This window comes from Streptomyces sp. NPDC093801 (assembly GCF_040701585.1).
In the GTDB taxonomy this organism is placed as follows: domain Bacteria; phylum Actinomycetota; class Actinomycetes; order Streptomycetales; family Streptomycetaceae; genus Streptomyces.
In genome coordinates this window covers 19,177-43,611 of the sequence record NZ_JBFBDP010000005.1, presented here as the reverse complement: position 1 = coordinate 43,611, position 24,435 = coordinate 19,177, and the positions used below count along the sequence as shown (strand labels likewise).

The following is a 24,435-nucleotide window of genomic DNA, read 5'->3' as shown; positions in this document are numbered from 1 at the left end:
CCGTCGTCGTCGCTCAGGCCCGCTCCTCCGCGGTCGACGGCGTCGGCCCGGCAGCCGGTCCGGACGCCGGCGGCGGCATGGGGGCGGTCCACGACGACAGCAGCCGCAGGGCGTCCGCCGACGGCGAGCCCGGCTCGGCGTGGTAGGTGACCAGGAACTGCGCCGGGTCGTCCGGCAGGGTCAGCGTCTCGAAGGTCAGGTCCAGCTCACCCACCAGCGGGTGCCGCAGCCGCTTCACCCCGTGCGTCTTGTCGGCCACCGTGTGCGCCGCCCACAGCCGGCGGAACTCCTCGTTCTTCACCGACAGCTCCCCGACCAGCGCCGTCAGCTGCTCGTCGTCCGGATGCTGGCCGGCGTACAGCCGCAGGTTGCTGACCACCTCGCAGGCCCGGCACTCCCAGTCCGCGTACAGGTCTGCCGTGGCCGGGTCCAGGAACACCAGCCGCACCAGGTTCCGCTCCGCCGCCGGGTGCGCCCCGAAGTCCCCGAACACCGCCGCCGCCAGCCGGTTCCAGCCGATCACGTCCTGGCGCCGCCCCACCAGGTACGCCGGTACGCCCTCCATCGCGTCCAGCAGCGTGCGCAGCTCCGGGCGGACCTGCTGCGGGCGCCGGGTGCGGCCGCGCCGGCGGGTGCGCGGGCTCGCCAGGTGGTTCAGGTGCGCCGCCTCGGTGTCGCTCAGGCGCAGGGCCCGGGCGACGGCGTCGAGCACCTCCGCCGAGACGTTCTGCCCGTGGCCCTGTTCGAGCCGCGTGTAGTACGCCACCGACACCCCGGCCAGCTGCGCCAGCTCCTCCCGGCGCAGTCCCGGCACCCGGCGGCGCCGCCCGTGGTCGGGCAGGCCCACGTCCTCGGGGCGCAGCCGGGCGCGGCAGGTGCGGAGGAAGTCCCCCAGTTCGGCTCGTTGGTCCAGGTGGTGGTCCATGGCGCAAGTATCCGTGGTGACGCGGCCCGGCGCGGGGCCCAGCCTGACCCCGCCAGGGGTAGGTCCGTCAGTCCTAGGCTCCGCAGGGGGCTGGGTGCGCGGACCGGGCCGGGGCAGGGTGGGGTCATCGCATCACGGACGCCCCGGCCGGCAGAAGACCGGCGGGCCGGCGTCCTCGTCCGAGGAGAACACCCCCATGCCCGTCACCCAGGTAGCCGCCTACGCCGCCCCCGCCCCCAAGGCCCCGCTGGAGCGCACCACCGTTCCGCGCCGCCCGGTCGGCGAGCACGACGTCCTCATAGAGATCAAGTACGCCGGCATCTGCCACTCCGACATCCACCAGGCCCGCGACGGCTGGGGCGAGGGCATCTTCCCCATGGTCCCGGGCCACGAGATCGCCGGTGTCGTCACCGAAGTCGGCGCCGGTGTCACGAAGTTCGCGGTCGGCGACCAGGTGGGCGTCGGCTGCATGGTCGACTCCTGCCGGGAGTGCGAGTACTGCCTCGCCGGGCAGGAGCAGCACTGCGTCAAGGGGATGACCGGCACGTACAACGCCCTCGACAGGAACGGCGAGCCCACGTACGGCGGCTACTCCACGCACCTGGTCGTCGACGAGAACTACGCCGTCCGCATCCCCGACGGCCTCGCCCTCGACGTCGCCGCGCCGCTGCTGTGCGCCGGGATCACCCTGTACTCGCCGCTGAAGCACTGGGGGGCGGGCCCGGGCAAGAAGGTCGCGGTCATCGGGCTGGGCGGCCTCGGCCACATGGGCGTGAAGATCGCGCACGCGCTGGGCGCGGAGGTGACCGTCCTGTCGCAGACCCTGCGCAAGCGGGAGGACGGCCTGCGGCTGGGCGCCGACCACTACTACGCGACCGGCGACGAGGCCACCTTCACGGAGCTGAGGGGCCGCTTCGACCTGATCCTGTCCACCGTCTCGGCCCCGCTCGGCCTCGACCGCTACCTGGCCCTCCTGCGGGTCGGCGGCGCGCTGGTGAACGTCGGCGCCCCGGAGGAGCCGGTGGAGCTCAACCTGTTCTCGGTGATCGGCGGCAACAAGACCCTGGCCGGCTCCATGATCGGCGGCATCGCCGAGACCCAGGAGATGCTCGACTTCTGCGCGGAGCACGGGCTGGGCTCGGAGGTCGAGGTGATCAGCGGCGACCGCATCAACGAGGCGTACGAGCGCGTCCTGGCCAGCGACGTCCGCTACCGCTTCGTGATCGACGCCTCGACCATCTGACCGGCCCGGCCGGCCTCCGGCCCGCGGCGCGGGCCTGAGGCCGGCCGGGGACGGCCGTTCGCGCGCGGGGCCGGCGGGGTCCTACGCCTCCGGTGCCGGGGCCACGCCGACGGGGCAGCTCACGCCCGTGCCGCCGATGCCGCAGTAGCCGCCGGGGTTCTTGTCCAGGTACTGCTGGTGGTACGGCTCCGCAGGCCAGAAGGGGCGGGAGTCCGCCGGGAGGACGGCCGTGGTGATCGTGCCGTAGCCCGAGGAGGTCAGCACCTGCTGGTAGGCGTCGCGGGAGGCCTCGGCGGTCTTCTGGTGGGCGGGGGAGTGGGTGTAGACCGCCGAGCGGTACTGGGTGCCGACGTCGTTGCCCTGGCGGAAGCCCTGGGTGGGGTCGTGGGACTCCCAGAAGAGCTTCAGGAGGGTCTCGTAGGAGACCAGGGCGGGGTCGAACACCACGCGGACGACCTCCGTGTGGCCCGTGAGGCCCGAGCAGACCTCCTCGTACGACGGGTTCTCCGTGTATCCGCCCTGGTAGCCGGCCAGGGTGGTCCAGACGCCGGGGGTCTGCCAGAACTTGCGCTCCGCGCCCCAGAAGCAGCCCAGGCCGAAGTCGGCGACCTCCAGGTGGGCGGGGTAGGGGCCGGCCAGGGGGTTGCCGAGGACGGTGTGGTGCGCGGGCAGCGAGAACTGCGCTTCGGCGCGGCCCTTGAGGGCCTCCTCGCGGGTGGGCAGTTCGGGCGTGCGGCGGTACGAGAACATGGGATTCCCTCCTTGTGGGAGGGTCAACGGACGGGGGCGGGCGGGGATTCCCTCCCCGCCCGCCCGGCGGTCACGCGTCGGGCGCCGTCACGTCCACCGCCCAGTCACGGGCGTACAGGTAGCGCCGCTTCGGCTCCCCGGCGTACGTCCACGGCACGGCGCCGATGTGCCCGTCGACGTGCCGGAACTGCTCCAGCGCCTCCGCGTCCCGGTCCTGCCAGAACAGCAGGTAGGCCAGCATGTGCCGCATCCGGGGGGTGCCGGGGTGCGCGTTGCCGGCGGCGGCCAGGTCCGCGAGCGCCGCGTCCACCGCGGCGACGATCTCCGGCTCCTTGTAGTACGTCTCCGGCAGGAGGTCGTCCTCCCACTCCTCCTGCTCGAAGTACGCCATGAGCGGGAGCAGGGTCAGCAGGTCGCCCGGCTTCCCGGCGGCCGCCGACGCGCGGGCGTACTCCAGGGCCAGCTCGTGCGAGCCCCGCCACTTCGCGCACCAGTACTGCAGGCCCGCGACGTGCGACCACAGCAGGCGCGGGGCACGTTCGGTGATCTTCCCCCACAGCTGCCGGTAGTCCTCGTGCGAGTAGCCCAGGCCCATGGCGACGGCCTGCTCGACGACGTACGGGCAGGGGTCCGCGGGGCCGGCCAGCTCCTGCGCCGCGTGCGCGTCGGCCCGCGCCGTGGTGAGCAGCTGGTGGAAGAGGCGGAACTGCTCCTGCGTGGTGCGGCTGCCGGACTGGCTGCCGCGCACGTTCCAGGCCACCATGACGCTGGTGTCGGCGTTGACCAGCGCCGCGGTGGGGTCCGCGGGCCGGGCCGCGCGCCAGGCCAGCAGCCAGGCGTCGTCCTCCGCGGCGGCCTCGGCCAGCGGGCGCACCCGCTCCAGCCGCTCCTGCCAGTCCTCGCCGGCGGCCGCGACGTAGGCGGCGGCGGCCTCCCAGTCGCCCGAGCGGACGGCTTCGAGGACGGTGAGGCGCTCGGCCGGGACCGGCGCCGGGTGGTCGGTGTCGAGGCCGTCCTCCGCGACGAAGCCCAGGGCGACGGCCGCGGCCGCCTTGCGGGCCCGCTCGTCGTCGCGGGCGGCGTCGGCCTCGGCGTCCAGGGCGCCGATCTCGGCTTCGAGGCGCTTGGCCTTGCGGATGAGGAACACTCCGCGCAGCACCCAGCAGACGACGGCCAGCAGCAGGACGCCGAGGACGGCGAGTACGACGGTCACGGGGCGAGCACCAGCTTCCGCAGGAGTCCGGTGTCGGGCAGGTCGGCGACGGCCGCGTCCAGGGCGGGGCCGAGCTCGTCCTCGAAACCGGGAACGGGGTAGGACAGGGCGGCCGGGTCCGACCAGGACAGCTCCCAGCGGGCGGCGCCGCGGGCGAGGAGTTCGACGGTGACCAGCCGGTCGAGGGCGCGCCGGACGACCGGGCGGGCGAACTCGCGGGCAGTGCGGCCGGTCGCGGCCCGCGCCTCGTCGGACTTCGGGAAGCGGTCGGCGATCCGCCAGCGCACCGCCGGGTCGGCGTCGATGGCGTCCAGCAGGGCGTCGAGGCCGGGGCCGGCGCCCTCGGCGGTGAGGGCCTCGCGGACCTCCTCGGCGCCCCGGCCGACGTAGGTGGTCATCGACCGGTGGACGAGCTCGTCCCAGTCCACGCGGGTGAGAGCCAGCGCCTCCGGGGTGAGGACGACCTGCTCCAGGGCGGCCAGCGCCTCCTGCGGGGAGGAGAGCAGCTCCAGGGCCGGCCGGGCCGCCTGGCCGGCGCGGCCGTCGTCGGGCAGGGCCTCGATGCGGGCCACGCGCTCGGCGAGCGCGGGGTGGGAGTCGTACGGGGAGGCGGGCTCGGTGGACAGGTCGTGGCGCATCTCCTCCAGCTCGCCGGGGCGGGCGTCGAGCAGCTTCCGCAGTCCGCCGAAGACCTGGCCGGGGCGCGGCAGCAGGCCGGCGCCGACGCCGAGGGTGGCGTACGAGCTCATGTAGAAGCCGTGCGCCGAGTCGAGGGCGTTCAGCTCGCGCAGCGCGGAGGCGGCGGAGTCGCGGCCGGCGACGCGGACCGAGGCGAGGTCGGCGGCGAGCTCCTGGCGGCGCGAGGAGGAGAGGGTGGCGCGCATGTAGAAGTGGGCGTACCCGGTGTAGATCTTCGCCATGGCGCGGTACGAGACGCCCGCGCCGTCGGTGTCGACCGCCTTGGCCTTCTTGCCCTTGGCGATCCGCTTCTCGGCGCGCTTCTCCTGCCGGGCGCGCTCCTTGGCCTCGGTGGTGTCGGCGCGCTCGTGGAAGTGGCCGATGGTGCGCACCAGCTGTGCGCGGCCGCGGGCGATGAGCGGGGTGAGGCGGGTGTCGAGGTTGGCGTAGTGGCCCATCTCGTGGGCGAGGACGGCGCGCAGCTGCATCTCGTCCAGGCCGGTCATCAGGGGCAGACCGAGGTAGAGGCGGCGGGTGCCGGACCGCAGGCCGAGGAACGCGGCGTCCTCGGAGACGGCGGCGTTGACCTCGTCGATGAGCAGGATCTCGTCGGGGGCGCGGGTGCCGACCTGGTCGGCGATCTCGCGGACGGCCTGCCACAGGGCGGGCTCCTGCGCCTCGGTGACGCGGACGCCGGGCAGCGGCTCGGCCTTGGGGGTGCGGAGCATGAACATGCCGCGCACGATCGGGACGGCGAGGACGGCGGTGCCGATGAGGACCTTGCCGGCGGCCGCGCCGTGCAGCCAGGAGAAGGCCGCCCAGTCGGCGAGTCCGAGGACGGCGAGCAGGACGACGCTCAGCAGGTAGAAGCCTGCGAGCAGGACGAGGGCGCGCAGAGCGCGCAGCGAAGCGCCCATATGGACGGGGTCCCCCCACGGGATGGCGCGGCTTTTGACACGCGCTTGGTGCGATGTTTACGCGCACCTTACGTCCCGGGCCGGGCAGCGGGAAGCGGGGGGTACGCGTCGGTACCCCCCGCTTCCTCCGCAGGTCAGTGCGGCAGCGTCGCCGGGGAGCCGCCGTTCGCCTCGTACCCCGCCACCGCCAGCGCCCGGACCACCGCGTACGCGTGCGCCGGGTCCTCGCAGGCCGACCACGGCAGCGCGCCCACGTAGCCGTCCACGTGCCGCACCTGCTCCATCGCCTCCGCCCAGCGCTCCATCCGCACCAGGAACCACAGCAGCAGGTGCCGTACGTGCACCAGCATCGGGTCGTCCGCCCGCGCCTGGTGCACCGCGTACAGGGCGCCCTCCACCGCCCGCGAGACGACCGCGGTCCGACCGAAGTCGTTCACCAGGAGCTGGTCGGGCAGGTTCTCGTACACCGAGAACAGCGGCAGCGCCGCCAGCAGCGAGCCCCGCGGGGCTCGGGCCGCGGCCGCCTCCGCGAAGGCGGCGGCCTTCTCCCGCGAGCCGTGCCACTTCTCGCACCAGTAGTGCAGGGCCGCCAGGTGCGCCCCCATGTGCGCGGGCGCCACGTCGATCACCTTCGCCCACAGGGCGTCGAACTCCGCCTCCGCGTAGCCGAGCCCCCGCGCGACGGCCAGTTCCGTGATGAACGGCACCGGGTCGCCCGGCGCCAGCAGCGCCGCCTTGCGGCAGGCCTCCCGGGCCTCCTCCAGCATGATCCGGTGGTCCTGCGAGCCCACGCCGCCCGAGGACCGCCACGCCTGCTGCACCAGCAGCTCCGCGTGCACCTGGGCGCCGCCCGCGTCCTTCTCCGCCTCCAGCCGCCACGCCTTCAGCCACGGCGCACCGGCCCCCGGCCGCTCCACGAGCTCCAGCGCCGCCGCCCCGCCGAAGGCCTGCACCCGCTGCCAGCGCTGCTCTCCGTCCTTCGGGGTCCCGGCGAGGAGGGCGGAGGCCGCCTGCCACCCGCCGCCGCGCTGGACGTTCCCCAGAGCGTCCATCAGGTCCTGGTCGGGCCCGGGCACCCGGACGTCCAGCTCCTCCTGGCGGACGAACCCGTAGTCCGCGGGGTCGGCGGCGTCGGGGCTGCCCGGCGCGACCAGGCGGACACCGCCCCCGCGCCTGGCCCGGACGAACGAGAAGACCATGACGCCGGCCAGGGCCAGCCCCATCAGGACCCAGATAATCTGCATGCCGCCAAGCGAACCAGACTCGGCCGGGCAAACGCGAATGCCCCCGGCCCCCCGCCGCCTCCCCGGCCAGGTCAGCGGCGTGTCACGGCGGGGTCAGGCCAGGAGAGGAACGATGCGCGCGCGGGGCATAGCATCTGCCCCATGAGCGACGACAGCCACGAGCACCAGAGCTTCGAGACCCGCGCGATCCACGCGGGCAACACGGCGGACCCGCAGACCGGTGCGGTCGTCCCCCCGATCTACCAGGTGTCCACCTACAAGCAGGACGGCGTGGGCGGTCTGCGCGGCGGCTACGAGTACAGCCGCAGCGGCAACCCCACCCGCACCGCGCTGGAGGAGAACCTCGCCGCGCTCGAGGGCGGCCGGCGCGGCCTCGCCTTCGCGTCCGGGCTCGCCGCCGAGGACTGCCTGCTGCGCACGCTGCTCTCCCCGGGCGACCACGTGGTCATCCCCAACGACGCCTACGGCGGCACCTTCCGCCTCTTCGCCAAGGTCGTCTCCCGCTGGGGCGTGGAGTGGTCGGTCGCCGACACCTCCGACGCCGAGTCCGTGCGCGCGGCCATCACCCCGAAGACGAAGGTCATTTGGGTCGAGACCCCCTCGAACCCGCTGCTGGGCATCACCGACATCGCCGTGGTCGCGGACATCGCCCGCACGGCCGGCGCCCGGCTCGTGGTCGACAACACCTTCGCCTCCCCCTACCTCCAGCAGCCCCTCGCGCTCGGCGCCGACGTCGTCGTGCACTCGCTGACCAAGTACATGGGGGGCCACTCCGACGTCGTCGGCGGCGCCCTGGTCACCGCGGACGAGGCGCTCGGCGAGGAGCTCGCCTACCACCAGAACGCCATGGGCGCCGTCGCCGGCCCGTTCGACTCCTGGGTGGTGCTGCGCGGCATCAAGACCCTGGCCGTGCGCATGGACCGGCACGCCGAGAACGCCGCGAAGATCGTGGAGGTGCTCCAGCGCCACCCGAAGGTCACCAAGGTCCTCTACCCGGGCCTGCCCGAGCACCCGGGCCACGAGGTCGCCGCCAAGCAGATGCGCAACTTCGGCGGCATGGTCTCCTTCCAGGTCGCCGGCGGCGAGGAGGAGGCCGTCGCGATCTGCGGCCGCACCCGGATCTTCACCCTGGCCGAGTCCCTCGGCGGCGTCGAGTCCCTCATCGAGCACCCGGGCCGCATGACCCACGCCTCGGTGGCCGGCTCGGCCCTGGAGGTCCCCGCGGACCTGATCCGCCTGTCCGTCGGCATCGAGAACGCCGACGACCTCATCGCGGACCTCACCCAGGCCCTGGGCTAGGCCGCACCCGCCGCCCCCGGAAGGGCTACCAGCCCTCCAGGGGCGGCGAGACGTGGCTGGGCGGCGTCACCCACGGGTGCGTCAGCGCCGCCCACACCGCGAAGGCGACCGCCGCCGCCCACAGGACCGCCCAGCCGAACCGGCGCAGGGCGCGGCGCCGCCGCAGCAGCCGCCTTCCGCGTGCGGCGGCGGCCGCCGCCAGACCGGCCGGCACCACCGGGTGCGGCCCCTCCAGCAGCTGCCTGACCTGTGCTTCCTTACGGTCGAAGGCGCTCATGCCGCCCCCGGCTCCGCCGCGGGCCGCACCGCCTCGCGCAGGACCGCCACCGCCCGGTTGCGCAGGGCCTCGACCCGCTCCGGCGCCAGCCCCAGCTGCGCGGCCGTGACCTCCTCGGCGACGCCCTCGTAGACCCGCATCACCAGCACCAGCCGCTGCGGCGGACTCAGCGGCGCGAGGACCCCGCTCCCGGCCGGCAGCCGCCGCGCGGTGCGCGCGTACGCCGCGCAGACCTCCTGGCGGGTGTGGTCGTACGGGTCGTCCCCGCGCAGCCGCTCCCAGTGCGCGTACGTACGGGCCAGCGCGCCGGCGAGGATGCGGTGCGCGGCGAACGCCCGGGCCGGGGGCTCGGCCGTCAGCAGCACCGCCACGTGCAGCAGCCGCCCCGCCGCGCCCGCGACGAAGGCCTCGAATTCCGGGTCGCGCCCCGAACGCCGGTCCACAGCACACATGGTGGGGCCTGCGGCACCACCCCGGTCAAGGGGTGGGACACGGCCGGATCCCGGCGTGCGGTGCGCGCCGCGTCAGGAGGCGGGGCCGCCCTCGGAGGCGGCGGACATCAGCTCCGACAGCGAGCCGTTGAAGCGGGTCAGCAGCGTCGTGAACACCTCGCGCTCCTCCTCCGCCCAGCCCTCGGTCACCCGGGCCATCAGCTCGCGCCGCGAGGAGCGGACCTCCTCCAGCCGCGCCAGCCCGCGCGGGGACAGTGCGAGGACCACCGCCCGGCCGTCCTCGGGGTGTGAGGTGCGCTTGACCAGCCCGCCGTCGACCAGCGGCGCCACCTGCCGGGTGACGGTCGAGGAGTCGATCCCCATGCCGCCCGCGAGCGCCTTGACGCCCATCGGGCCTTCGAGGTCGAGCCGGTTCAGCAGCAGGTACGCGGCGCGGTCCATGGAATTGCGGGCCTGGCCGACCCCGCCGAGGCGGGTCTGCTCGGCCCTGCGCGCGAAGACGGCCACCTGGTGCTGGAGCGCGTCCAGGAGTCCGGATCCGGCGGGCGCTTCGGCCGCCGTGGGCAGGTCGGAACTGGCCGGGATGGAGGGCATGGCCGTGGCTCTCTTCGCGTGGGGCCGACAAGGATGGGGGACAGAGTACGCGGCCCTGCGGCGGCTCGTACGCCGCGTTTGACAACTGATACGCCCCATCCGCGCGACCGCCTCCCGCCCCTTCCGCATGGCGGGATTTCGCCCCCCGCCCCGGGCCCGCCCGGCGGCCCCCTCGAGACGCCCCGGACGCCCCGTCCATCCCTGAGCCGGAGCCCCCGCAGGCTGCGAGACTGGCCGCATGAACTACCGCGTGCAGCCCGTCCCCCAGGTCATCCTCGACGACGTCCGGGGGGCACAGAAGATGCTGTCCGGGGTGTCCCGGGTGACCCCGATGGAGGGCAGCCGGCACCTCTCGGCCCTCGTGGGCGCCCCCGTCCACCTCAAGTGCGAGAACCTCCAGCGCACCGGCTCCTTCAAGCTGCGCGGCGCGTACGTGCGCATCGCGGGCCTGCGCCCCGAACAGCGCGCCGCCGGGGTCGTCGCCGCCAGCGCCGGAAACCACGCCCAGGGCGTGGCCCTGGCCTCCTCGCTGCTCGGCGTCCGTTCCACCGTGTTCATGCCGGTCGGCGCCCCGCTGCCCAAGGTGGCCGCCACCCAGGAGTACGGGGCCGAGGTCCGGCTGGAGGGGCAGGTCGTCGACGAGACCCTGGCCGCCGCCCAGGAGTACGCGGACCGCACCGGAGCGGTGTTCATCCACCCCTTCGACCACCGCGACATCATCGCCGGCCAGGGCACCGTCGGCCTGGAGATCCTGGAGCAGTGCCCCGAGGTGCGCACGATCCTCGTCGGGGTCGGCGGCGGCGGGCTCGCCGCGGGCATCGCGGTGGCGATCAAGGCGCTGCGCCCGGACGTGCAGGTGATCGGCGTGCAGGCGGCGGGCGCGGCCGCCTACCCGCCCTCCCTGAAGGTCGGCCACCCGGTGTCCGTCGACCGCCCGGCCACCATGGCCGACGGCATCAAGGTCGGCCGCCCCGGCGACGTCCCCTTCGCGATCATCGGGGAACTGCTGGACGACGTGCGGACGGTGTCCGAGGACGCCCTGTCCAGCGCCCTGCTGCTGTGCCTGGAGCGGGCCAAGCTCGTCGTCGAGCCGGCCGGCTGCGCCCCGGTGGCCGCGCTGCTGAGCGAGCCCGGGCTGTACGGGGGCGGGCCGGTGGTGGCCGTGCTGTCCGGCGGCAACGTCGACCCGCTGCTGCTCCAGCGGATCCTGCGGCACGGCATGGCGGCGGCGGGCCGCTACCTGTCGCTGCGGCTGCGGGTGGCGGACGCCCCGGGGGCCCTGGCGGGGCTGCTGGGGGTGCTGTCGACGGTGGACGCCAACGTGCTGGACGTCAGCCACGTACGGACCGACCCGCGCCTGGGGCTCACCGAGGTGGAGGTGGAGCTGCACCTGGAGACGAAGGGGCCCGAGCACTGCAAGGAGGTCGCCCGCACCCTGCACGCCGCCGGCTACCGGGTGATGGGCTGAACGCGCGGGGCCCCGCCGGACCTGGTCCGGCGGGGCCCCGCGGTACGTTCCGGTGAAGGGGACGGTCAGCCGTTGAAGGGCTTGACCGCCATGACCTTGACCGTGGCCTTCTTGCCGTTCGGCAGCTCGTACTGGGCGTCCTCGCCGACCTGCTTGCCCAGCACGCCCGCGCCCAGCGGGGACTGGGGGGAGTAGGTCTCGAAGTCGTCGGAGGCGTACTCGCGGGAGGCCAGCAGGAACTCCAGCGTGTCGTCCTCGTCTCCGTCGAACGCGATGGTCACGAGCATGCCCGGGGCCACCTCGCCCTCGGCGGAGGTGGGGGCGGTGCCGACCTTCGCGTTCTCCAGGAGCTGGGTGAGCTGGCGGACGCGGAGCTCCTGCTTGCCCTGCTCCTCCTTGGCCGCGTGGTAGCCGCCGTTCTCACGCAGGTCGCCCTCCTCGCGGGCAGCCGCGATCTTCATGGCGATCTCCGTGCGTGCGGGACCAGAGAGGTAGTCCAGCTCGGCCTTCAGCTGGTCGTACGCCGCCTGGGTCAGCCAGGTGACGCTCTCGCTCGTCTGGGTCACGGGTGCTCCTCGTCGGTACAGGGGACTACATAGCCGCCAGCGGCGGGCGAAACCACGAGCCTAACAATTCGGGAAGAAAAGGGGGAGGACACGATGTGTATGAAGTGTGTCATCGCACCCCCGGACGGTCGCGTTGCGTGTCCGGACGGTCGCGCGGTGTCGGAAACGGCTGCGGCGTGTCGGCCCCCCGGGCGGCGCACCGGGCCGGCGGGCGGCGCACCGGCACCCGGCCGGCGGGCGCCGCGGCGGGCCTCAGCGGGCGGTGCCCGAGGCCTGGCAGCCGACCAGCTCGACCATGGTGGCGCGGGCCGTGGTCTTCAGGGTGACCACCTCGTCGATGCGCTTCTCCTTCTGCGGGAAGGTGAAGTCCGCCCGGCCGACCTCGCTGTGGTCCGCGTCCTGGGAGTCGAGGGTGCAGACGCCGGTGACGGAGGCGTCCTTGCGGACCTCCAGGTGCACCTTCACCTCGGTGTCGGAGACGATCTGGAACTTGATGACCTCGGCGCTGACGCTCTGCCCGCCGACGTAGTCCCAGCCGATCCATCCGACGAGGGCCAGCAGGCCGACCCCGAGCACCGACCCGACGATCTTGAGCTTCCGGTCCGCACGCTCGTCCGCAGACCGGCCGTAACGGCCTTCCGGGAGCCCTTCGCGCACCGCGCTCATGATCGATTCCTCTCGCTGGGGAGGGTGAGGCACCCAGGAATTTTCCGTCCCCCGATTCGGTCAATATAGAGGTTGACCGTCGCGCCGAATCACAGAGGATCCTGTCTTGACCGAGCAGCTTCGACTGATGGCCGTGCACGCCCACCCCGACGACGAGTCGAGCAAGGGCGCGGCCACGATGGCCAAGTACGTGTCCGAAGGCGTGCCCGTACTGGTGGTGACCTGCACCGGCGGTGAGCGCGGCTCCGTACTGAACCCCAAGCTCCAGGGGGACAAGTACATCGAGGAGAACATCCACGAGGTCCGCGCCAAGGAGATGGACGAGGCGCGCGAGATCCTCGGCGTCGAGCAGGAATGGCTCGGCTACGTCGACTCCGGCCTGCCCGAGGGCGACCCGCTGCCGCCGCTGCCCGAGGGCTGCTTCGCCCTCGCGGACGTCGAGGAGGCCGCCGGCGAGCTGGTGAAGAAGATCCGCGCCTTCAAGCCGCAGGTCATCACCACGTACGACGAGAACGGCGGCTACCCGCACCCCGACCACATCATGACGCACAAGATCACGATGGTGGCCTTCGACGGCGCGGCCGACACCGACAAGTTCCCCGAGGCCGAGTACGGCGCCGCCCACCAGCCGCAGAAGCTCTACTACAACCAGGGCTTCAACAAGCCGCGCACCATCGCCCTGCACGAGGCGCTCCTCGCGCGCGGCCTGGAGTCCCCGTACGGCGAGTGGCTGGAGCGGTGGAAGGAGTTCGAGCGCAAGGAGCGGACCCTGACCACGCACGTCCCCTGCTCGGACTTCTTCGAGATCCGCGACAAGGCCCTCATCGCGCACGCCACGCAGATCGACCCGGACGGCGGCTGGTTCCGCGTCCCGATGGAGATCCAGAAGGAGGTCTGGCCCACGGAGGAGTACGAGCTGGCGAAGTCGCTCGTCGACACTTCCCTCCCCGAGTCCGACCTCTTCGCGGGCATCCGGGAGAATGCGTAGCCATGAGCGCTATGCAGGCAGCAGTCACCCAGCTCGTTCCACTGGCCGCCGACACCTTCGACAAGAACAAGGTGACCCCGGGCCTCCTCGGGTTCATCGTGTTCGCCGCCCTCGCCCTCGGCGTGTGGGGCCTGATGAAGTCGATGAGCAAGCACATGAACCGGGTGGACTTCGAGGAGGCCCCGGAGCCCGCCGCCGCGACCCCGGCCGCGACCGCCGAGGGCTCCAAGGCCTGACCCCGCCCGACGGGCGGACACCCCGCCCCGCCGGCCCCCGGCGGGCCGGGGCGCTCCCGCGTCCCGGGGCGCGGGAGCGCCGACAGAGCGGCGCTCACACCGGTGAGCGCTGCCCGTGTCGGTGGGCGGTGCCCGCGTCGGACGGCAGCGTCCGTGTCCGCGGGTGGTGCCCGCCGTGAGGCCGGCTCGCCACCCGGGGGCCCGGGGGCGGACCGCCCGCCGGGCCGGGGTTCAGGCCGACGGCGCCGGCAGCGCCACCCCCATGACCTCCCGTGTGCGCAGGTCCGGTACCAGGCCCAGGCGCCAGGCCTGCCAGCCCTCCGCCGGATCCACGCCCCGCGCCAGGACCGCCCCGTACGCCTCCACGCACTCCTCCAGCCGCTCCCCCCGCAGCTCCGCCCCGCCCCGCGCCAGCCGGGCGAGCTCCGCCCGGGCCCCCTCCGCCCCCGGCGCCGCGTACGGCAACAGCGTGCAGCGCAGGAAGCGCGCCCAGTCCTCCCCGCGCCGGTCCCCGTACGAGCCGAACAGCCCCGCCGCCTCCTCGCACAGCGCCAGGGCCTGCGGCACCCGCCCGTTCCCCGCGTCCACCACCGCCAGCTCCAGGCAGGTCCAGCCCTCCCCGTGGGCCAGCCCGATCCGCCGGAAGTCGGCCCGCGCGTCCACCAGCAGCTGCCGCGCGAACCCGGAGTTGCGCAGGTTGCCCGTCTGCGCCGCCCGCAGGTCGCGCGTCACCCGCCCCGAGTGGTAGCGGGCGTGCGCCAGCCCGTACACGTCCCGCATCCGCGAGAACATCGTCCGGGCCCGCTCCAGCTCCCGCACCGCCCGGTCCAGCCCGCCGTCCTCCTCCAGCGCCTGCCCCAGGTAGTACAGCGTCCACGCCTCGCCCCGCGCGTCCTCCGCCAGCCGGTGCCGGGCCAGCGCGTCCCGCAGCCGCTCCAGCGCCGTCCCCGGGTCCCCGGCGATCACCCGGGCCCGGCCCAGCTGGGTCAGCGCCCACGCCTCACCCCGGTCGTCGCGCGTCCGCCCGTACAGGCCGAGCGCCAGCAGCAGCTCCTCCTCCGCCCGCGCCACGTCGCCCACCCGCAGGTGCACCTGCCCCAGCTGGAAGTGCGCCCAGGCCTCCCCGTGCATGCTCTCGCTCTCCCGGTGCAGCGCCAGCGACCGCTCCAGCAGCGCCGCCGCCTCCGCCAGGCGCCCCCGGTCCCGCTCGACCGCCCCCAGCGCGTGCAGCGACCACGCCCGGTCGCCCGCCAGCTCCTCCGGCTCCTGGAGCACCAGCGCCTCCCGGATCCGCGCCGCCGCCTCCGGCAGATTGCCCTGGTGGTGCAGGGTGATGCCCAGCGACAGCAGCGCCATCGCCGCACCCGCCTCCTGCCGGGCCTCCTTGTACTGGTCCACCAGCGAGGTCAGCGTCGTCCGCGACTTGTCCAGCTCGCCCAGCTGGCGCGCCGCGATACCCGTACGCCACTGCACCGAACGGTTCAGCCGCCCCTGGTCCACCGCCCGCGTCAGCTCGTTGATCTCACCCAGCCGGTACAGGTCCCCGCGCAGCAGGCAGAAGTCGCACAGCGCCCCCAGCAGGTCCAGCACCGCCTGCTGGTCCACCCCCTCCGACTGCCGCAGCGCCGCCGTGATGAAGCTCGACTCCTCGTCCAGCCAGCGCAGCGCCGCGTCCAGCGAGGCGAACCCGTGCCCCCCGAACCGGTTCGCCCGGGTCGACATCTTCCCGTCGACCATCCGGATCACCGAGTCCGCCAGCCGCGCGTAGTCCCGGATCAGCCGCTCGTGCGCGGCCGCCGCCTCCACCCGGTCCTCGTCCGCCGCCAGCCGCGCCGCCGCGTACGCGCGCACCGCGTCGTGCATCCGGTACCGCTCCCCCCGGACGAGGTCCAGCAGACCCGCCCGCGCCAGCTCGCCCAGCAGCCGCCCGGCCTCCACCCGCTCCGCGTCCGCCAGCGCCGCCGCCGCGGCCGCGCCCAGCGAGGCCCACCCGGCCAGCGTCAGCCGGCGCAGCAGCCGCCGCCGCTCCTCGGGCAGACGTACGTAGGCCAGCTCCAGCGCCTGCTCCAGCGCACCGCCGCCGCCCCCGTCCGAGGCCCGCGCCGACCCCAGCGGGGCCAGCACCCGCAGCGCCAGCGGCAGCCCCGCCGCCAGCTCCAGCAGCCCCGCCTCCGCCGCCGGCCCCGGCGCCGCCTCGCCCGCCGCCCGCGCCCCGGCCCGCAGCACCTCGGCCGCCTCCGGCTCCGCCAGACGCACCACCGGCAGCTGGTGCACCCACGCCCCCAGGTCCGCGGGCAGCTCCAGCGGCTCCCGCGCCGTGACGAGCACCAGGCTCTCGGAGCGCTCCGGCACCAGTGCCCGCACCTGCTCCGGATCCACCGCGTCGTCCAGCACCACCGTCACCGGCAGCCCCTGGAGGTGCTGGTGGTACAGCTCCCCGAGCCGGCGCACCTGCTGCTCGGCCGAAGCCCCCTCCCGGAACAGCAGCTGCTCGCGCGGGGCCCCGAGCCGGTTCAGCAGGTGCAGCAGCGCCTCCCGCGTCGACAGCGGGGCCTCGCCCGCGGCCGGGGCCCCGCCGCGCAGGTCCACCACGCAGGCCCCCCGGAACTGGTCCCGCAGACCGTGCGCCGCCCGCAGCGCCAGCGCCGTGCGCCCCACCCCCGGCTCGCCGTGCAGCACGACCACCACCGGCCGGGTCTCGGTACTGGCCCTCGCCGTCCGCACCCACTGCGCGATCCGCTCCAGCTCCGCCCGCCGCCCGGTGAACAGGGCGTCGGTGTCCGGCAGCTGCCCGAACGACTGCTCCAGCATGCGCCGCCGCCGCGCCTGCGCACTCCGGTCCGTACCGCGCAGCTGCGGCGGCACGGCCGGCTGGACCTCGCCGCGCACGGGACCCCGCACCACGGTGGCGGCGGCCGCAGTGGTCGCCGCCGCCACGGCCCGCTCCTGCTCCAGGAAGGGCCGGATCCCGCGCACCTCCAGCGCCGTCAGCCACTTCAGCCTCAACTGCTCCGGTCCGCCCGGGCGCCCCGCGGCCCCGGCCCGCCGGTTCGCCGCCGGCACGTGCACCGCCGCCGCCCGGGCCACCGCGGTCGCGGCCCCCGCCGCGCCCACGACGATGCCCGCGCTGAGCGCCGTACCGGCGTCCACCCCGAAGGCCATGTCCGCCCCGGCGGCGGCCGCCGCGGCGACGGCCGTCACCAGCAGGGCGGTCCCGCTGCCGGTCCGCCGGAAGGCCTCGCCGAGCGACTGCTCCCCGGCGGCGGCCTCGTCCAGGGCGGCCACGTACGCGGCGTACTCCTCCTCCGCCACCCCGGCCAGCCCGTCGAGCGCCTCCCGCCCCCGCGCGAGCAGCACCTGCGCATCCACCCCGCCCCCCGCCCGCCGGACCTCCTCCCCGACGGCCCGGCCCAGCACGCGCTCGGCCTCGACACGATGGCTGTCCCGCATCGGCATCCTCCTCGCAGAGCTCCGCAAACGTGCGCCAAGTGTCCTGCGGTACGCCCCGCAGCGCGAGGCAATCTGAGCTAGATCAGAGGGAGTTGAGCCCAGAACGACCAACACCGCGCATATATGCATGCCCTGCCCGGGGTGCGGGCCCGTCGCCGCCCGCAGGCCGCTGCCCGCGCGTCACCGTACGCCGCCGGTGCGGACGGCGGGCCGTGGGGCGGGATGGGCCGTGTGTCCTCCTCGTGCAGGTGCTCGAAGGCGTACGGGATGTGAGGACCGCGCGGTACTTCGTGGAACGGCGTTGGACCGTGCTGCATTTCGGGAAAGCGGCGGTACACGGTCCATTGCCTCCCTACCCTTTCCTCTAGAACAGGGGAGGGTGTCATGCGCGAGGACCACGCCACGCTCGTCGGGTTGGGGCTCGGCCTTGAGGAACTGGAAACCCTGGGATTGGACAAGCCCGCGACTGCGGACCCGTCCGGCCTCATGGATGCCTACCTGCGGCGTAGCAACAAGACGGAAGACCTGGCCACGCTGCGGGGCCATCTGCGAGACGTGGTGCGCTGGGCGCAGGCGAACAGGCTCCAGATCCGGCATGTCTGGTTCGAACAGCTTTCGGCTTCCAAGGCCTACGTGCGGCGCAGGGAGTTCGAGAAGGCCACGCAAGCGGTCATGGACGGCAAGGCCAAGACGCTCGGCGTGTGGAAGACGGACCGCTTCGACCGGCGCGGCATGGGGGCGGTGGGCCGGATGCTCGACGAGTTCGAACGCAGGCAATCGCGGCTCGTCTCCGTATCCGAAGGGCTGGACTCGTCAAAGGGGGGCCGCATGGTCTTCGCGATCCTGAGCGAACGCGCCAGGGAGGAAGCGAAGGACGTGGCGAAGCGCGTGAAGATCGGCCACGACTCGCACAAGGCGGAAGGCCGGAGGGGAACGGGCAGGCCGCCGTTCGGTCTCTACAGCGCCCCCGGAAGCGGCAAGGTCGAACCCCATCCCGATGAATACGGCACGGCTCGCAGGCTGGCGGATCTCTTGCTGGACAAGAAGACGACGAAGGACACGGCCCACCGACTCAACGAGGAGGGTCACCGGACCCGGAGCGGTGCCACGTGGTCGCCCACGACGGTGAGCAAGCTGGCTCAGTCCCCGCTCTTCGCGGGCATGGTCCCGGTCCGGCGGCGCAAGACGGACGAGCACGGCAACCCCTTGGACCGTTGGGAGGGGTACGGCGAGCCGCTGCGCGACGAGAGGGGCGAAGCCATCATGTGCGGCACAGGAGTGGTGACGCCGGGCGAGTGGTTCATGATCAAGGCGCTCATTGCCGGGCGGACCGATGAACGGTGGGCGAAGGGGAAGCCGGAGGCGAAGTACCTGGGTACCGGGAGCTACCGGTGCGGACGGCTACGGGACAAGAAGGGCACGGGGGAGCTCGAATCGTGTGGCGGCCCGATGAGTCACCGTGGCGGACGCTACCGGTGTGAGGTCCGGCAGACACGGGGCAGGTCCATCTGCGAAGGAGTCGTGACCCTCGCCGGCCGTATCGACCATGCGGTTGGACAGGCTTGGATCCACCACATCACCGCCCTTGAGCCCGGTGACCCGGTGATCACCGAGATAGCCCGCCGGTGGATCGCCTTCGCGGACCCCGAAACGCAGGTGAAGAAGGTCGAGGCCCAGAAGGCCCTCGAGGCGGCTCAGCGGCGTGTGAAGAAGCTCGAAGACGACTTCTACGTGTACGGGAAGATGGACGAAGAGCGCTTCGAGGAGCTGAGCGAAGGGCAGCGCGCCGTGATCGAGGGCAGTGCCGCGATCCTTGAGGCTCTGGATGCGGAGGCGGACCTATCGCCCCTCACTCGGTTCGACACCCTGCGTGAGGCGTGGGAAGCGGCGGACATGGTGGACAAGCGGATGCTCCTGAAGTGCGCCCTGGGGAAGAAGGGCATCACGGTCAAGGCCGCAGCGCGGCAGGGCGACCACACCCCGATCTTGGAACGGCTGGAGTTCGACTGGCTGTCGAAGAAGGACACAACCGCCTGACCTCCAGTCCCGTTCCACGCGAACCACAAACACTGTCTGACCCTGTGGCGTATGGGCGGGGCGAAGGCCGGTGCGCAAGGATGGGGGCATGCCCAACCGACTTGCCCAGGCCACGTCCCCGTACCTCCTCCAGCACGCGGACAACCCCGTCGACTGGTGGCCATGGGAGGCCGGCGCGTTCGAAGAAGCCCGGCGGCGCGATGTTCCCGTGCTGTTGAGCGTCGGCTACAGCGCCTGTCACTGGTGTCACGTCATGGCGCACGAGTCCTTCGAGGACGACGACACCGCTGCGTACATGAACGAGCACTTCGTGTCTGTCAAGGTGGACCGTGAGGAGCGGCCCGACGTGGACGCCGTCTACATGGAGGCGGTGCAGGCGGCCACCGGACAGGGCGGCTGGCCCATGTCCGTGTTCATGACCCCGGACGGGAAACCCTTCTACTTCGGCACCTACTTCCCGCCCGAGGCACGCCACGGCATGCCGTCCTTCCGTCAGGTCCTCGAAGGCGTGCACAACGCCTGGACGAGCCGACGGGATGAGGTGGGAGAAGTCGCGGGGAGGATCGCTCGGGACCTTGCCGAGCGGGAGCTGAGCACCGGGGACGCCGGGGCCCCCACTGAGGAGACTCAGGCCGTGGCGCTCCTCCAGCTGACCCGGGACGTCGATCCCGCGAGCGGCTGGTTCAAGGGAGACACCAAGTTTCCGCCGTCGATGGTGATCGAGTTTCTGTTGCGCCACCACGCGCGGGCCGGTTCCGTGGCGGCGTTGGAGATGGCGGAAGGTCTGTGCGGCGCGATGGCCCGTTCGAGCTTGTACGACCAGGTGGGGGGCGGATTCCACCGGTACGTGCTCACGCCGCGACCAGGTGGGTCTTTGGTACCCCACTTCGAGAAGATGCTCTACGACAACGCGCTGCTCTGCCGGGTGTACGCGCACCTGTGGCGGGCCACCGGGTCGGACCTCGCGCGGCGGGTCGCGCTGGAGACCGCCGACTTCATGGTGCGCGAACTGCGGACGCGGGAGGGCGGGTTCGCCTCCGCGCTCGACGCCGACAGCGAGGAGGCGGGGAGCGGGCGCCACGTCGAGGGGGCGTACTACGCGTGGACTCCGGGGGAGTTGGCGGAGGTGCTCGGGGAGGCGGACGGGGAGCTGGCCGCCGCGTACTTCGGGGTCACCGAGGAGGGGACCTTCGAGCACGGGAAGTCGGTGCTGCAACTCCCGCAGGACGGGCCCGTGGTGGAGGCCGGCCGGCTGGCGTCGATCAGGGAGCGGCTGCTCGCGGCGCGCGGGCTGCGGCCCGCGCCCGGGCGGGACGACAAGGTCGTCGCCGCCTGGAACGGGCTGGCCATCGCGGCCCTCGCCGAGTGCGGGGCCTTCTTCGGGCGGCCGGACCTGGTCGAGCGGGCCGTGGAGGCCGCCGACCTGCTGGTGCGGGTGCACATGGACGGTACGGCCCGGCTGGCACGGACCAGCAGGGACGGGCGGGTCGGGGCGAACGCGGGGGTGCTGGAGGACTACGGGGACGTCGCCGAGGGGTTCCTGACCCTGGCCGCCGTCACGGGGGAGGGGGTCTGGCTGGAGTTCGCCGGGTTCCTGGTCGATCTCGTGCTGGCCGGCTTCACCGCCGAGGACGGCTCCCTGTACGACACCGCGCACGACGCCGAGCGGCTGATCCGCCGCCCCCAGGACCCCACCGACACCGCCGCCCCGTCCGGCTGGACGGCCGCCGCCGGCGCGCTGCTCTCGTACGCCGCGCACACCGGTTCGCGGCCGCACCGTGAGGCGGCCGAGCGGGCGCTCGCCGTGGTGCAGGCCCTCGGGCCGCGGGCCCCGCGGTTCATCGGGCACGGGCTGGCCGTGGCGGAGGCGCTCGTCGACGGGCCCCGCGAGGTTGCGGTGGTCGGGCACCCGGAGGACCCGGCGACGGCGGCCCTGCACCGCACCGCGCTGCTGGGGACTGCTCCCGGGGCGGTCGTGGCGGTCGGGCTGCCGCGCGCGGCGGACGGGAGCGGAGGGGAGTTCCCCCTCCTGGCCGAGCGCACACTCGTGCGCGACCTCCCGACGGCGTACGTGTGCCGGCACTTCGTCTGCGCGCGGCCTACGACCGAACTGGTCGAGCTGGCGGATCAGTTGGGTGTGGTTCATCACTGAAACGGGTGGAGTAGCGTCAATTCCGGTTGCAGTGGGTCAACTCGGAAATGTGGTTTTTAACCAGTCGGTGCCTGAGCTTCACATGTGCTGCCTAGTCTCGTGTCTCCGGGAGTCACCGAGACGCGCACCGGGGGGGTGCGCACGAGGGGGTACGCGGAGACGGCGGGCCGGGGGGCCCGCGCAGGGTCTCCGGGGGGTTTGCCGGTCGCCGCCTGGGGTTGCGGCATGTCTGTGGGGGACGGTTTGTTCACCTCTGTTGTCATCTGCTCCATTTCCTTTGCGCTCTTCTGGATGGCCGCCTTCACCTTGTGGTGGCAGATGCACGCCTGGCGCACACCGGAGACGCTGGCCTCGACGCGCTTCGACCGCCCCGACGGCGGGGACCGGCTGGCCTTCTCGCTCCTGTTGCCGGCCCGCCACGAGCAGGCCGTGCTGGAGCACACCGTCGACCGGCTCCTGGAGTCGAGCCACACCGCCTACGAGATCCTCGTGGTCGTCGGCCACGACGACCCGGAGACCGCCGCCGTCGCCGACCGGGCGGCTATCCGCGCGCCCGAGCGGGTGCGGGTCGTGGTCGACCACAACGAGACCAAGAACAAGCCGAAGGCCCTCAACACCGCCCTCCCGCACTGCCGGGGCGACATCGTCGGGGTCTTCGACGCCGAGGACCAGGTCCACCCCGAGCTGCTCTCCCACGTCGACCACGCCTTCCGCGCCACCGGCGCCGACGTGGTCCAGGGCGGCGTCCAGCTCATCAACTTCCACTCCAGTTGGTACAGCCTGCGCAACTGCCTGGAGTACTTCTTCTGGTTCCGCTCACGGCTCCACCTGCACGCCGAGAAGGGCTTCATCCCGCTCGGCGGGAACACCGTCTTCGTCCGGACCGCGGTGCTGCGCGAGGCCGGCGGCTGGGACCAGAACTGCCTGGCCGAGGACTGCGACCTGGGCGTACGGCTCTCCTCGGTCGGCAAGAAGGTGGTCGTCGCGTACGACTCCGACATGGTCACCCGCGAGGAGACCCCGGGCTCGCTGATGGGCCTGCTCAAGCAGCGCACCCGCTGGAACCAGGGCTTCCTGCAGGTCTACCGGAAGAAGGACTGGCAGCAGCTGCCCGGCCGGGGCCAGCGCTGGCTCGCGCGCTACACGCTGATGACCCCGTTCCTGCAGGCGGCCTCCGGGGTGATCATCCCGGTCAACTTCGCCGTGGCGGTCTTCCTCGACGTGCCCGTCGGGGTCGCGATCATCACCTTCCTGCCCCTGATCACGGCGATGGTGACCTTCGTCTTCGAGATCGTCGGCCTGCACGACTTCGGCCGCCAGTACGGGCTGCGCGTGCGCTTCGTGCACTACCTCAAGCTGATCGTCGGCGGGCCCTTCTACCAGGTGATGCTGGCGGGCGCCGCGATCCGGGCGGTCTGGCGCGAGCAGCGCGGCCGCAACGAGTGGGAGCTGACCAGCCACACGGGCGCCCACCTGGAGAACGCCGCCTCCGCCGGCGCCCCGCACTCCTGCGCCCCGATCCGAGAGGACGCCCACCGGTGACCGCCACCGTGCCCACGGCCACTGATCCCCAGCCCGCGGACCCGGCCGCCGCGAACGCCACCGCGCAGCTCCTGCCCGTACGCGACCTCCCCGGCTCCCGCCGCCCCGCAGGACCGGACGGGTCCGAGGGCGGCGGCGGTACCGGCGACCGCCCCGGCGTCCGGCCGGCCGTCCCCGCCCGCCCGCCGGTCCGCTTCCACTCCTCGCGCCCCGACCTGGTCCTCTGCGGGGCCCTGCTGCTCGTGATCGTCCTCGTCCAGGGCTGGAACATCACCCACTTCCCGACCCTGAGCGACGACGAGGGCACCTACCTCGCCCAGGCGTGGGCGGTCCAGCAGGGCGAGGGCCTGGCGCACTACACGTACTGGTACGACCATCCGCCGCTCGGCTGGATACAGGTCGCCGGTCTGACCTGGCTGCCGTCCCTCCTCGTGCCCGACGGGATGACGGTCGCGCCGATGCGGTTCTCGATGCTCGCCGTCTCCGCGGCCGGCTCCGTACTGATCTACGTGCTGGCGCGCCGGCTGTGGCTGCCGCGCTGGGCGGCCGGGCTCGCGATGGGGCTGTTCGGGCTGTCCCCGCTCTCCGTGGTGCTCCAGCGGGAGATCTTCCTCGACAACCTCGCCGTCGTGTGGATGCTGCTGGCCTTCTGCCTCGCCGCGTCCCCCAGCCGGCACCTGTGGCACCACTTCGGCTCGGGGCTGGCGGCCGCCACCGCAGTCCTGACCAAGGAGACGATGCTGGTGGTGCTCCCGGCGCTGCTGGTGACGATGTGGCGCCACAGCCATCGCGACACCCGCAAGTTCGCCGTCACCGGGGCCATCACCGCCTGTGCGCTGATCGGCCTCTCGTACCCGCTGTACGCCCTGCTCAACAACGAGCTGCTCCCGGGCGCCGGGCACGTCTCGCTCATCGACGGCATCACCTACCAGATGAGCCGACCCGGCTCCGGCTTCATCCTCGACCCCGGCTCCGGGTCCCACGGCGTCCTGCGGTCCTGGCTGTACTACGACACCGTGCTGCCGCTCGGCGGCCTGGCCGGCGCCGTCCTGCTGCTGGCCACGCACCGGTGGTCGGTCACCGCCCGGGCGCTCGCGGGCCCGGCGCTGGCCGCCGTGATCCTGGCCGCGGTCGCGATGCGGCCCTCCGGCTACCTCCCCGCGATGTACGTGATCCAGGCCCTGCCCTTCCTCGCCCTGGTCCTGGCCGCCGCCGCGGCCAGCGTCACCCACGCCGTCCTGCGCCGGCGCCGCGGCCCCGGAGAGCGGCGGCCGCTGGTGTACGCGCGCCGGGCGCTGGTCGGCGTACTCGCCCTCGCGGCGGCCGCGTACGTGCTGCCGCGCTGGTACGCGGGCGACCGCACCGCCCTGACCGCCGACGCCAACGCCCCCTACCGGCAGGCCGCCGCCTGGCTGGGCCGCGAGGTGCCCGACCCGGCGAACACCCGGGTCCTCGTCGACGACGCGCTCTGGCTCGATGCCGTTCACCACGGATTTGCACCCGGACCGGGCGCCATCTGGTTCTACAAGGCGGACCTCGACCCGGCCGTCACCAAGACCCTGCCGCGCGGCTGGCGGGACATCGACTACGTAGTCTCCTCGCCCACCGTGCGTCGCGACGCGGTGGACCTGCCCACCGTGAAGGCTGCTCTGGAGCATTCGACCGCGGTCGCCGTCTTCGGTACGGGCGAGGACCGTATCGAGATCCGCCGCACCGACCGCGAGAGTGGGAGCTGAAC

General features: G+C 73.4%; 20 protein-coding genes. 9 read left to right on the top strand and 11 right to left on the bottom strand.

The window, feature by feature from the left end:
- Positions 1 to 13: 13 nt before the first annotated feature.
- On the bottom strand, positions 14 to 925 hold the full coding sequence (locus AB0469_RS06835; RefSeq protein WP_366450286.1) for a helix-turn-helix transcriptional regulator: 912 nt from the start codon (positions 923 to 925) through the stop codon (positions 14 to 16).
- Positions 926 to 1,121: 196 nt separating this feature from the next.
- Here AB0469_RS06835 and AB0469_RS06830 point away from each other — a divergent pair, with 196 nt between their 5' ends.
- Positions 1,122 to 2,168 carry an NAD(P)-dependent alcohol dehydrogenase gene (locus AB0469_RS06830; RefSeq protein ID WP_366450285.1) on the top strand — a complete coding sequence of 349 codons (1,047 nt, stop codon included), beginning with the start codon at positions 1,122 to 1,124 and terminating at the stop codon, positions 2,166 to 2,168.
- A gap of 81 nt (positions 2,169 to 2,249) precedes the next feature.
- On the opposite strand, the gene msrA is transcribed toward AB0469_RS06830, so the two are convergent.
- The 4 genes from msrA to AB0469_RS06810 form a co-directional block, all read right to left on the bottom strand.
- Positions 2,250 to 2,918 (bottom strand): peptide-methionine (S)-S-oxide reductase MsrA, encoded by a 669-nt coding sequence (msrA, locus tag AB0469_RS06825; RefSeq protein ID WP_366450284.1) that lies wholly within the window; start codon positions 2,916 to 2,918, stop codon positions 2,250 to 2,252.
- A gap of 70 nt (positions 2,919 to 2,988) precedes the next feature.
- A complete protein-coding gene (locus tag AB0469_RS06820) occupies positions 2,989 to 4,131 on the bottom strand; it encodes a hypothetical protein (protein ID WP_366450283.1) in 1,143 nt (380 codons plus the stop codon).
- On the bottom strand, positions 4,128 to 5,726 hold the full coding sequence (locus AB0469_RS06815; RefSeq protein ID WP_366450282.1) for a M48 family metallopeptidase: 1,599 nt from the start codon (positions 5,724 to 5,726) through the stop codon (positions 4,128 to 4,130). Before AB0469_RS06815 ends, AB0469_RS06820 begins: the two co-directional genes overlap by 4 nt.
- A gap of 134 nt (positions 5,727 to 5,860) precedes the next feature.
- Positions 5,861 to 6,970, bottom strand: coding sequence for a hypothetical protein (locus AB0469_RS06810; protein ID WP_366450281.1), 1,110 nt, complete (start codon positions 6,968 to 6,970; stop codon positions 5,861 to 5,863).
- Between the two features lie 141 nt (positions 6,971 to 7,111).
- Here AB0469_RS06810 and AB0469_RS06805 point away from each other — a divergent pair, with 141 nt between their 5' ends.
- Positions 7,112 to 8,269 (top strand): cystathionine gamma-synthase, encoded by a 1,158-nt coding sequence (locus tag AB0469_RS06805; RefSeq protein ID WP_366450280.1) that lies wholly within the window; start codon positions 7,112 to 7,114, stop codon positions 8,267 to 8,269.
- Positions 8,270 to 8,294: 25 nt separating this feature from the next.
- Here the strand turns inward: AB0469_RS06805 and AB0469_RS06800 are convergent, their stop codons facing one another.
- The 3 genes from AB0469_RS06800 to AB0469_RS06790 all read right to left on the bottom strand — a co-directional run bounded on the left by AB0469_RS06800 (position 8,295) and on the right by AB0469_RS06790 (position 9,592).
- Positions 8,295 to 8,546, bottom strand: coding sequence for a hypothetical protein (locus AB0469_RS06800; RefSeq protein WP_366450279.1), 252 nt, complete (start codon positions 8,544 to 8,546; stop codon positions 8,295 to 8,297).
- A complete protein-coding gene (locus tag AB0469_RS06795) occupies positions 8,543 to 8,998 on the bottom strand; it encodes a sigma factor-like helix-turn-helix DNA-binding protein (RefSeq protein WP_366450278.1) in 456 nt (151 codons plus the stop codon). The genes AB0469_RS06800 and AB0469_RS06795 overlap by 4 nt, the downstream gene beginning before the upstream one ends.
- A gap of 72 nt (positions 8,999 to 9,070) precedes the next feature.
- Complete coding sequence (locus AB0469_RS06790) at positions 9,071 to 9,592, bottom strand: MarR family transcriptional regulator (protein ID WP_366450277.1); 522 nt, start codon at positions 9,590 to 9,592, stop codon at positions 9,071 to 9,073.
- A gap of 238 nt (positions 9,593 to 9,830) precedes the next feature.
- On the opposite strand from AB0469_RS06790, the gene ilvA reads away from it, so the two are divergent.
- Positions 9,831 to 11,060: a threonine ammonia-lyase gene (gene ilvA, locus AB0469_RS06785; protein WP_366450276.1), complete on the top strand. Its 1,230-nt coding sequence runs from the start codon at positions 9,831 to 9,833 to the stop codon at positions 11,058 to 11,060.
- Positions 11,061 to 11,125: 65 nt separating this feature from the next.
- Here the strand turns inward: ilvA and greA are convergent, their stop codons facing one another.
- Together greA and AB0469_RS06775 are read right to left on the bottom strand one after the other, a co-directional pair.
- Complete coding sequence (gene greA, locus AB0469_RS06780; protein ID WP_042818091.1) at positions 11,126 to 11,626, bottom strand: transcription elongation factor GreA; 501 nt, start codon at positions 11,624 to 11,626, stop codon at positions 11,126 to 11,128.
- Between the two features lie 252 nt (positions 11,627 to 11,878).
- The gene (locus tag AB0469_RS06775) at positions 11,879 to 12,292 is read right to left on the bottom strand and encodes a DUF4307 domain-containing protein (RefSeq protein ID WP_366450275.1); all 414 of its coding nucleotides are present in this window, start codon (positions 12,290 to 12,292) and stop codon (positions 11,879 to 11,881) included.
- Between the two features lie 106 nt (positions 12,293 to 12,398).
- Between AB0469_RS06775 and mca the strand changes: the two genes are divergently transcribed.
- Together mca and AB0469_RS06765 are read left to right on the top strand one after the other, a co-directional pair.
- A complete protein-coding gene (gene mca / locus AB0469_RS06770) occupies positions 12,399 to 13,280 on the top strand; it encodes a mycothiol conjugate amidase Mca (protein WP_366450274.1) in 882 nt (293 codons plus the stop codon).
- 2 nt (positions 13,281 to 13,282) lie between these two features.
- Positions 13,283 to 13,516 (top strand): hypothetical protein, encoded by a 234-nt coding sequence (locus tag AB0469_RS06765; protein WP_366450273.1) that lies wholly within the window; start codon positions 13,283 to 13,285, stop codon positions 13,514 to 13,516.
- A 231-nt stretch (positions 13,517 to 13,747) separates the two neighbouring features.
- Here AB0469_RS06765 and AB0469_RS06760 read toward each other — a convergent pair whose 3' ends face one another.
- Complete coding sequence (locus AB0469_RS06760) at positions 13,748 to 16,966, bottom strand: tetratricopeptide repeat protein (protein WP_366450272.1); 3,219 nt, start codon at positions 16,964 to 16,966, stop codon at positions 13,748 to 13,750.
- Positions 16,967 to 17,350: 384 nt separating this feature from the next.
- On the opposite strand from AB0469_RS06760, the gene AB0469_RS06755 reads away from it, so the two are divergent.
- The 4 genes from AB0469_RS06755 to AB0469_RS06740 all read left to right on the top strand — a co-directional run bounded on the left by AB0469_RS06755 (position 17,351) and on the right by AB0469_RS06740 (position 24,433).
- Positions 17,351 to 19,003 carry a recombinase family protein gene (locus AB0469_RS06755; RefSeq protein WP_366450271.1) on the top strand — a complete coding sequence of 551 codons (1,653 nt, stop codon included), beginning with the start codon at positions 17,351 to 17,353 and terminating at the stop codon, positions 19,001 to 19,003.
- An 88-nt stretch (positions 19,004 to 19,091) separates the two neighbouring features.
- Positions 19,092 to 21,155, top strand: a complete 2,064-nt coding sequence (locus tag AB0469_RS06750; RefSeq protein ID WP_366450270.1) for a thioredoxin domain-containing protein — start codon at positions 19,092 to 19,094, stop codon at positions 21,153 to 21,155.
- 243 nt (positions 21,156 to 21,398) lie between these two features.
- Positions 21,399 to 22,697, top strand: a complete 1,299-nt coding sequence (locus AB0469_RS06745) for a glycosyltransferase (protein WP_366450269.1) — start codon at positions 21,399 to 21,401, stop codon at positions 22,695 to 22,697.
- Between the two features lie 215 nt (positions 22,698 to 22,912).
- Positions 22,913 to 24,433, top strand: a complete 1,521-nt coding sequence (locus tag AB0469_RS06740) for a phospholipid carrier-dependent glycosyltransferase (RefSeq protein ID WP_366450482.1) — start codon at positions 22,913 to 22,915, stop codon at positions 24,431 to 24,433.
- The last annotated feature ends 2 nt before the right edge of the window (positions 24,434 to 24,435 follow it).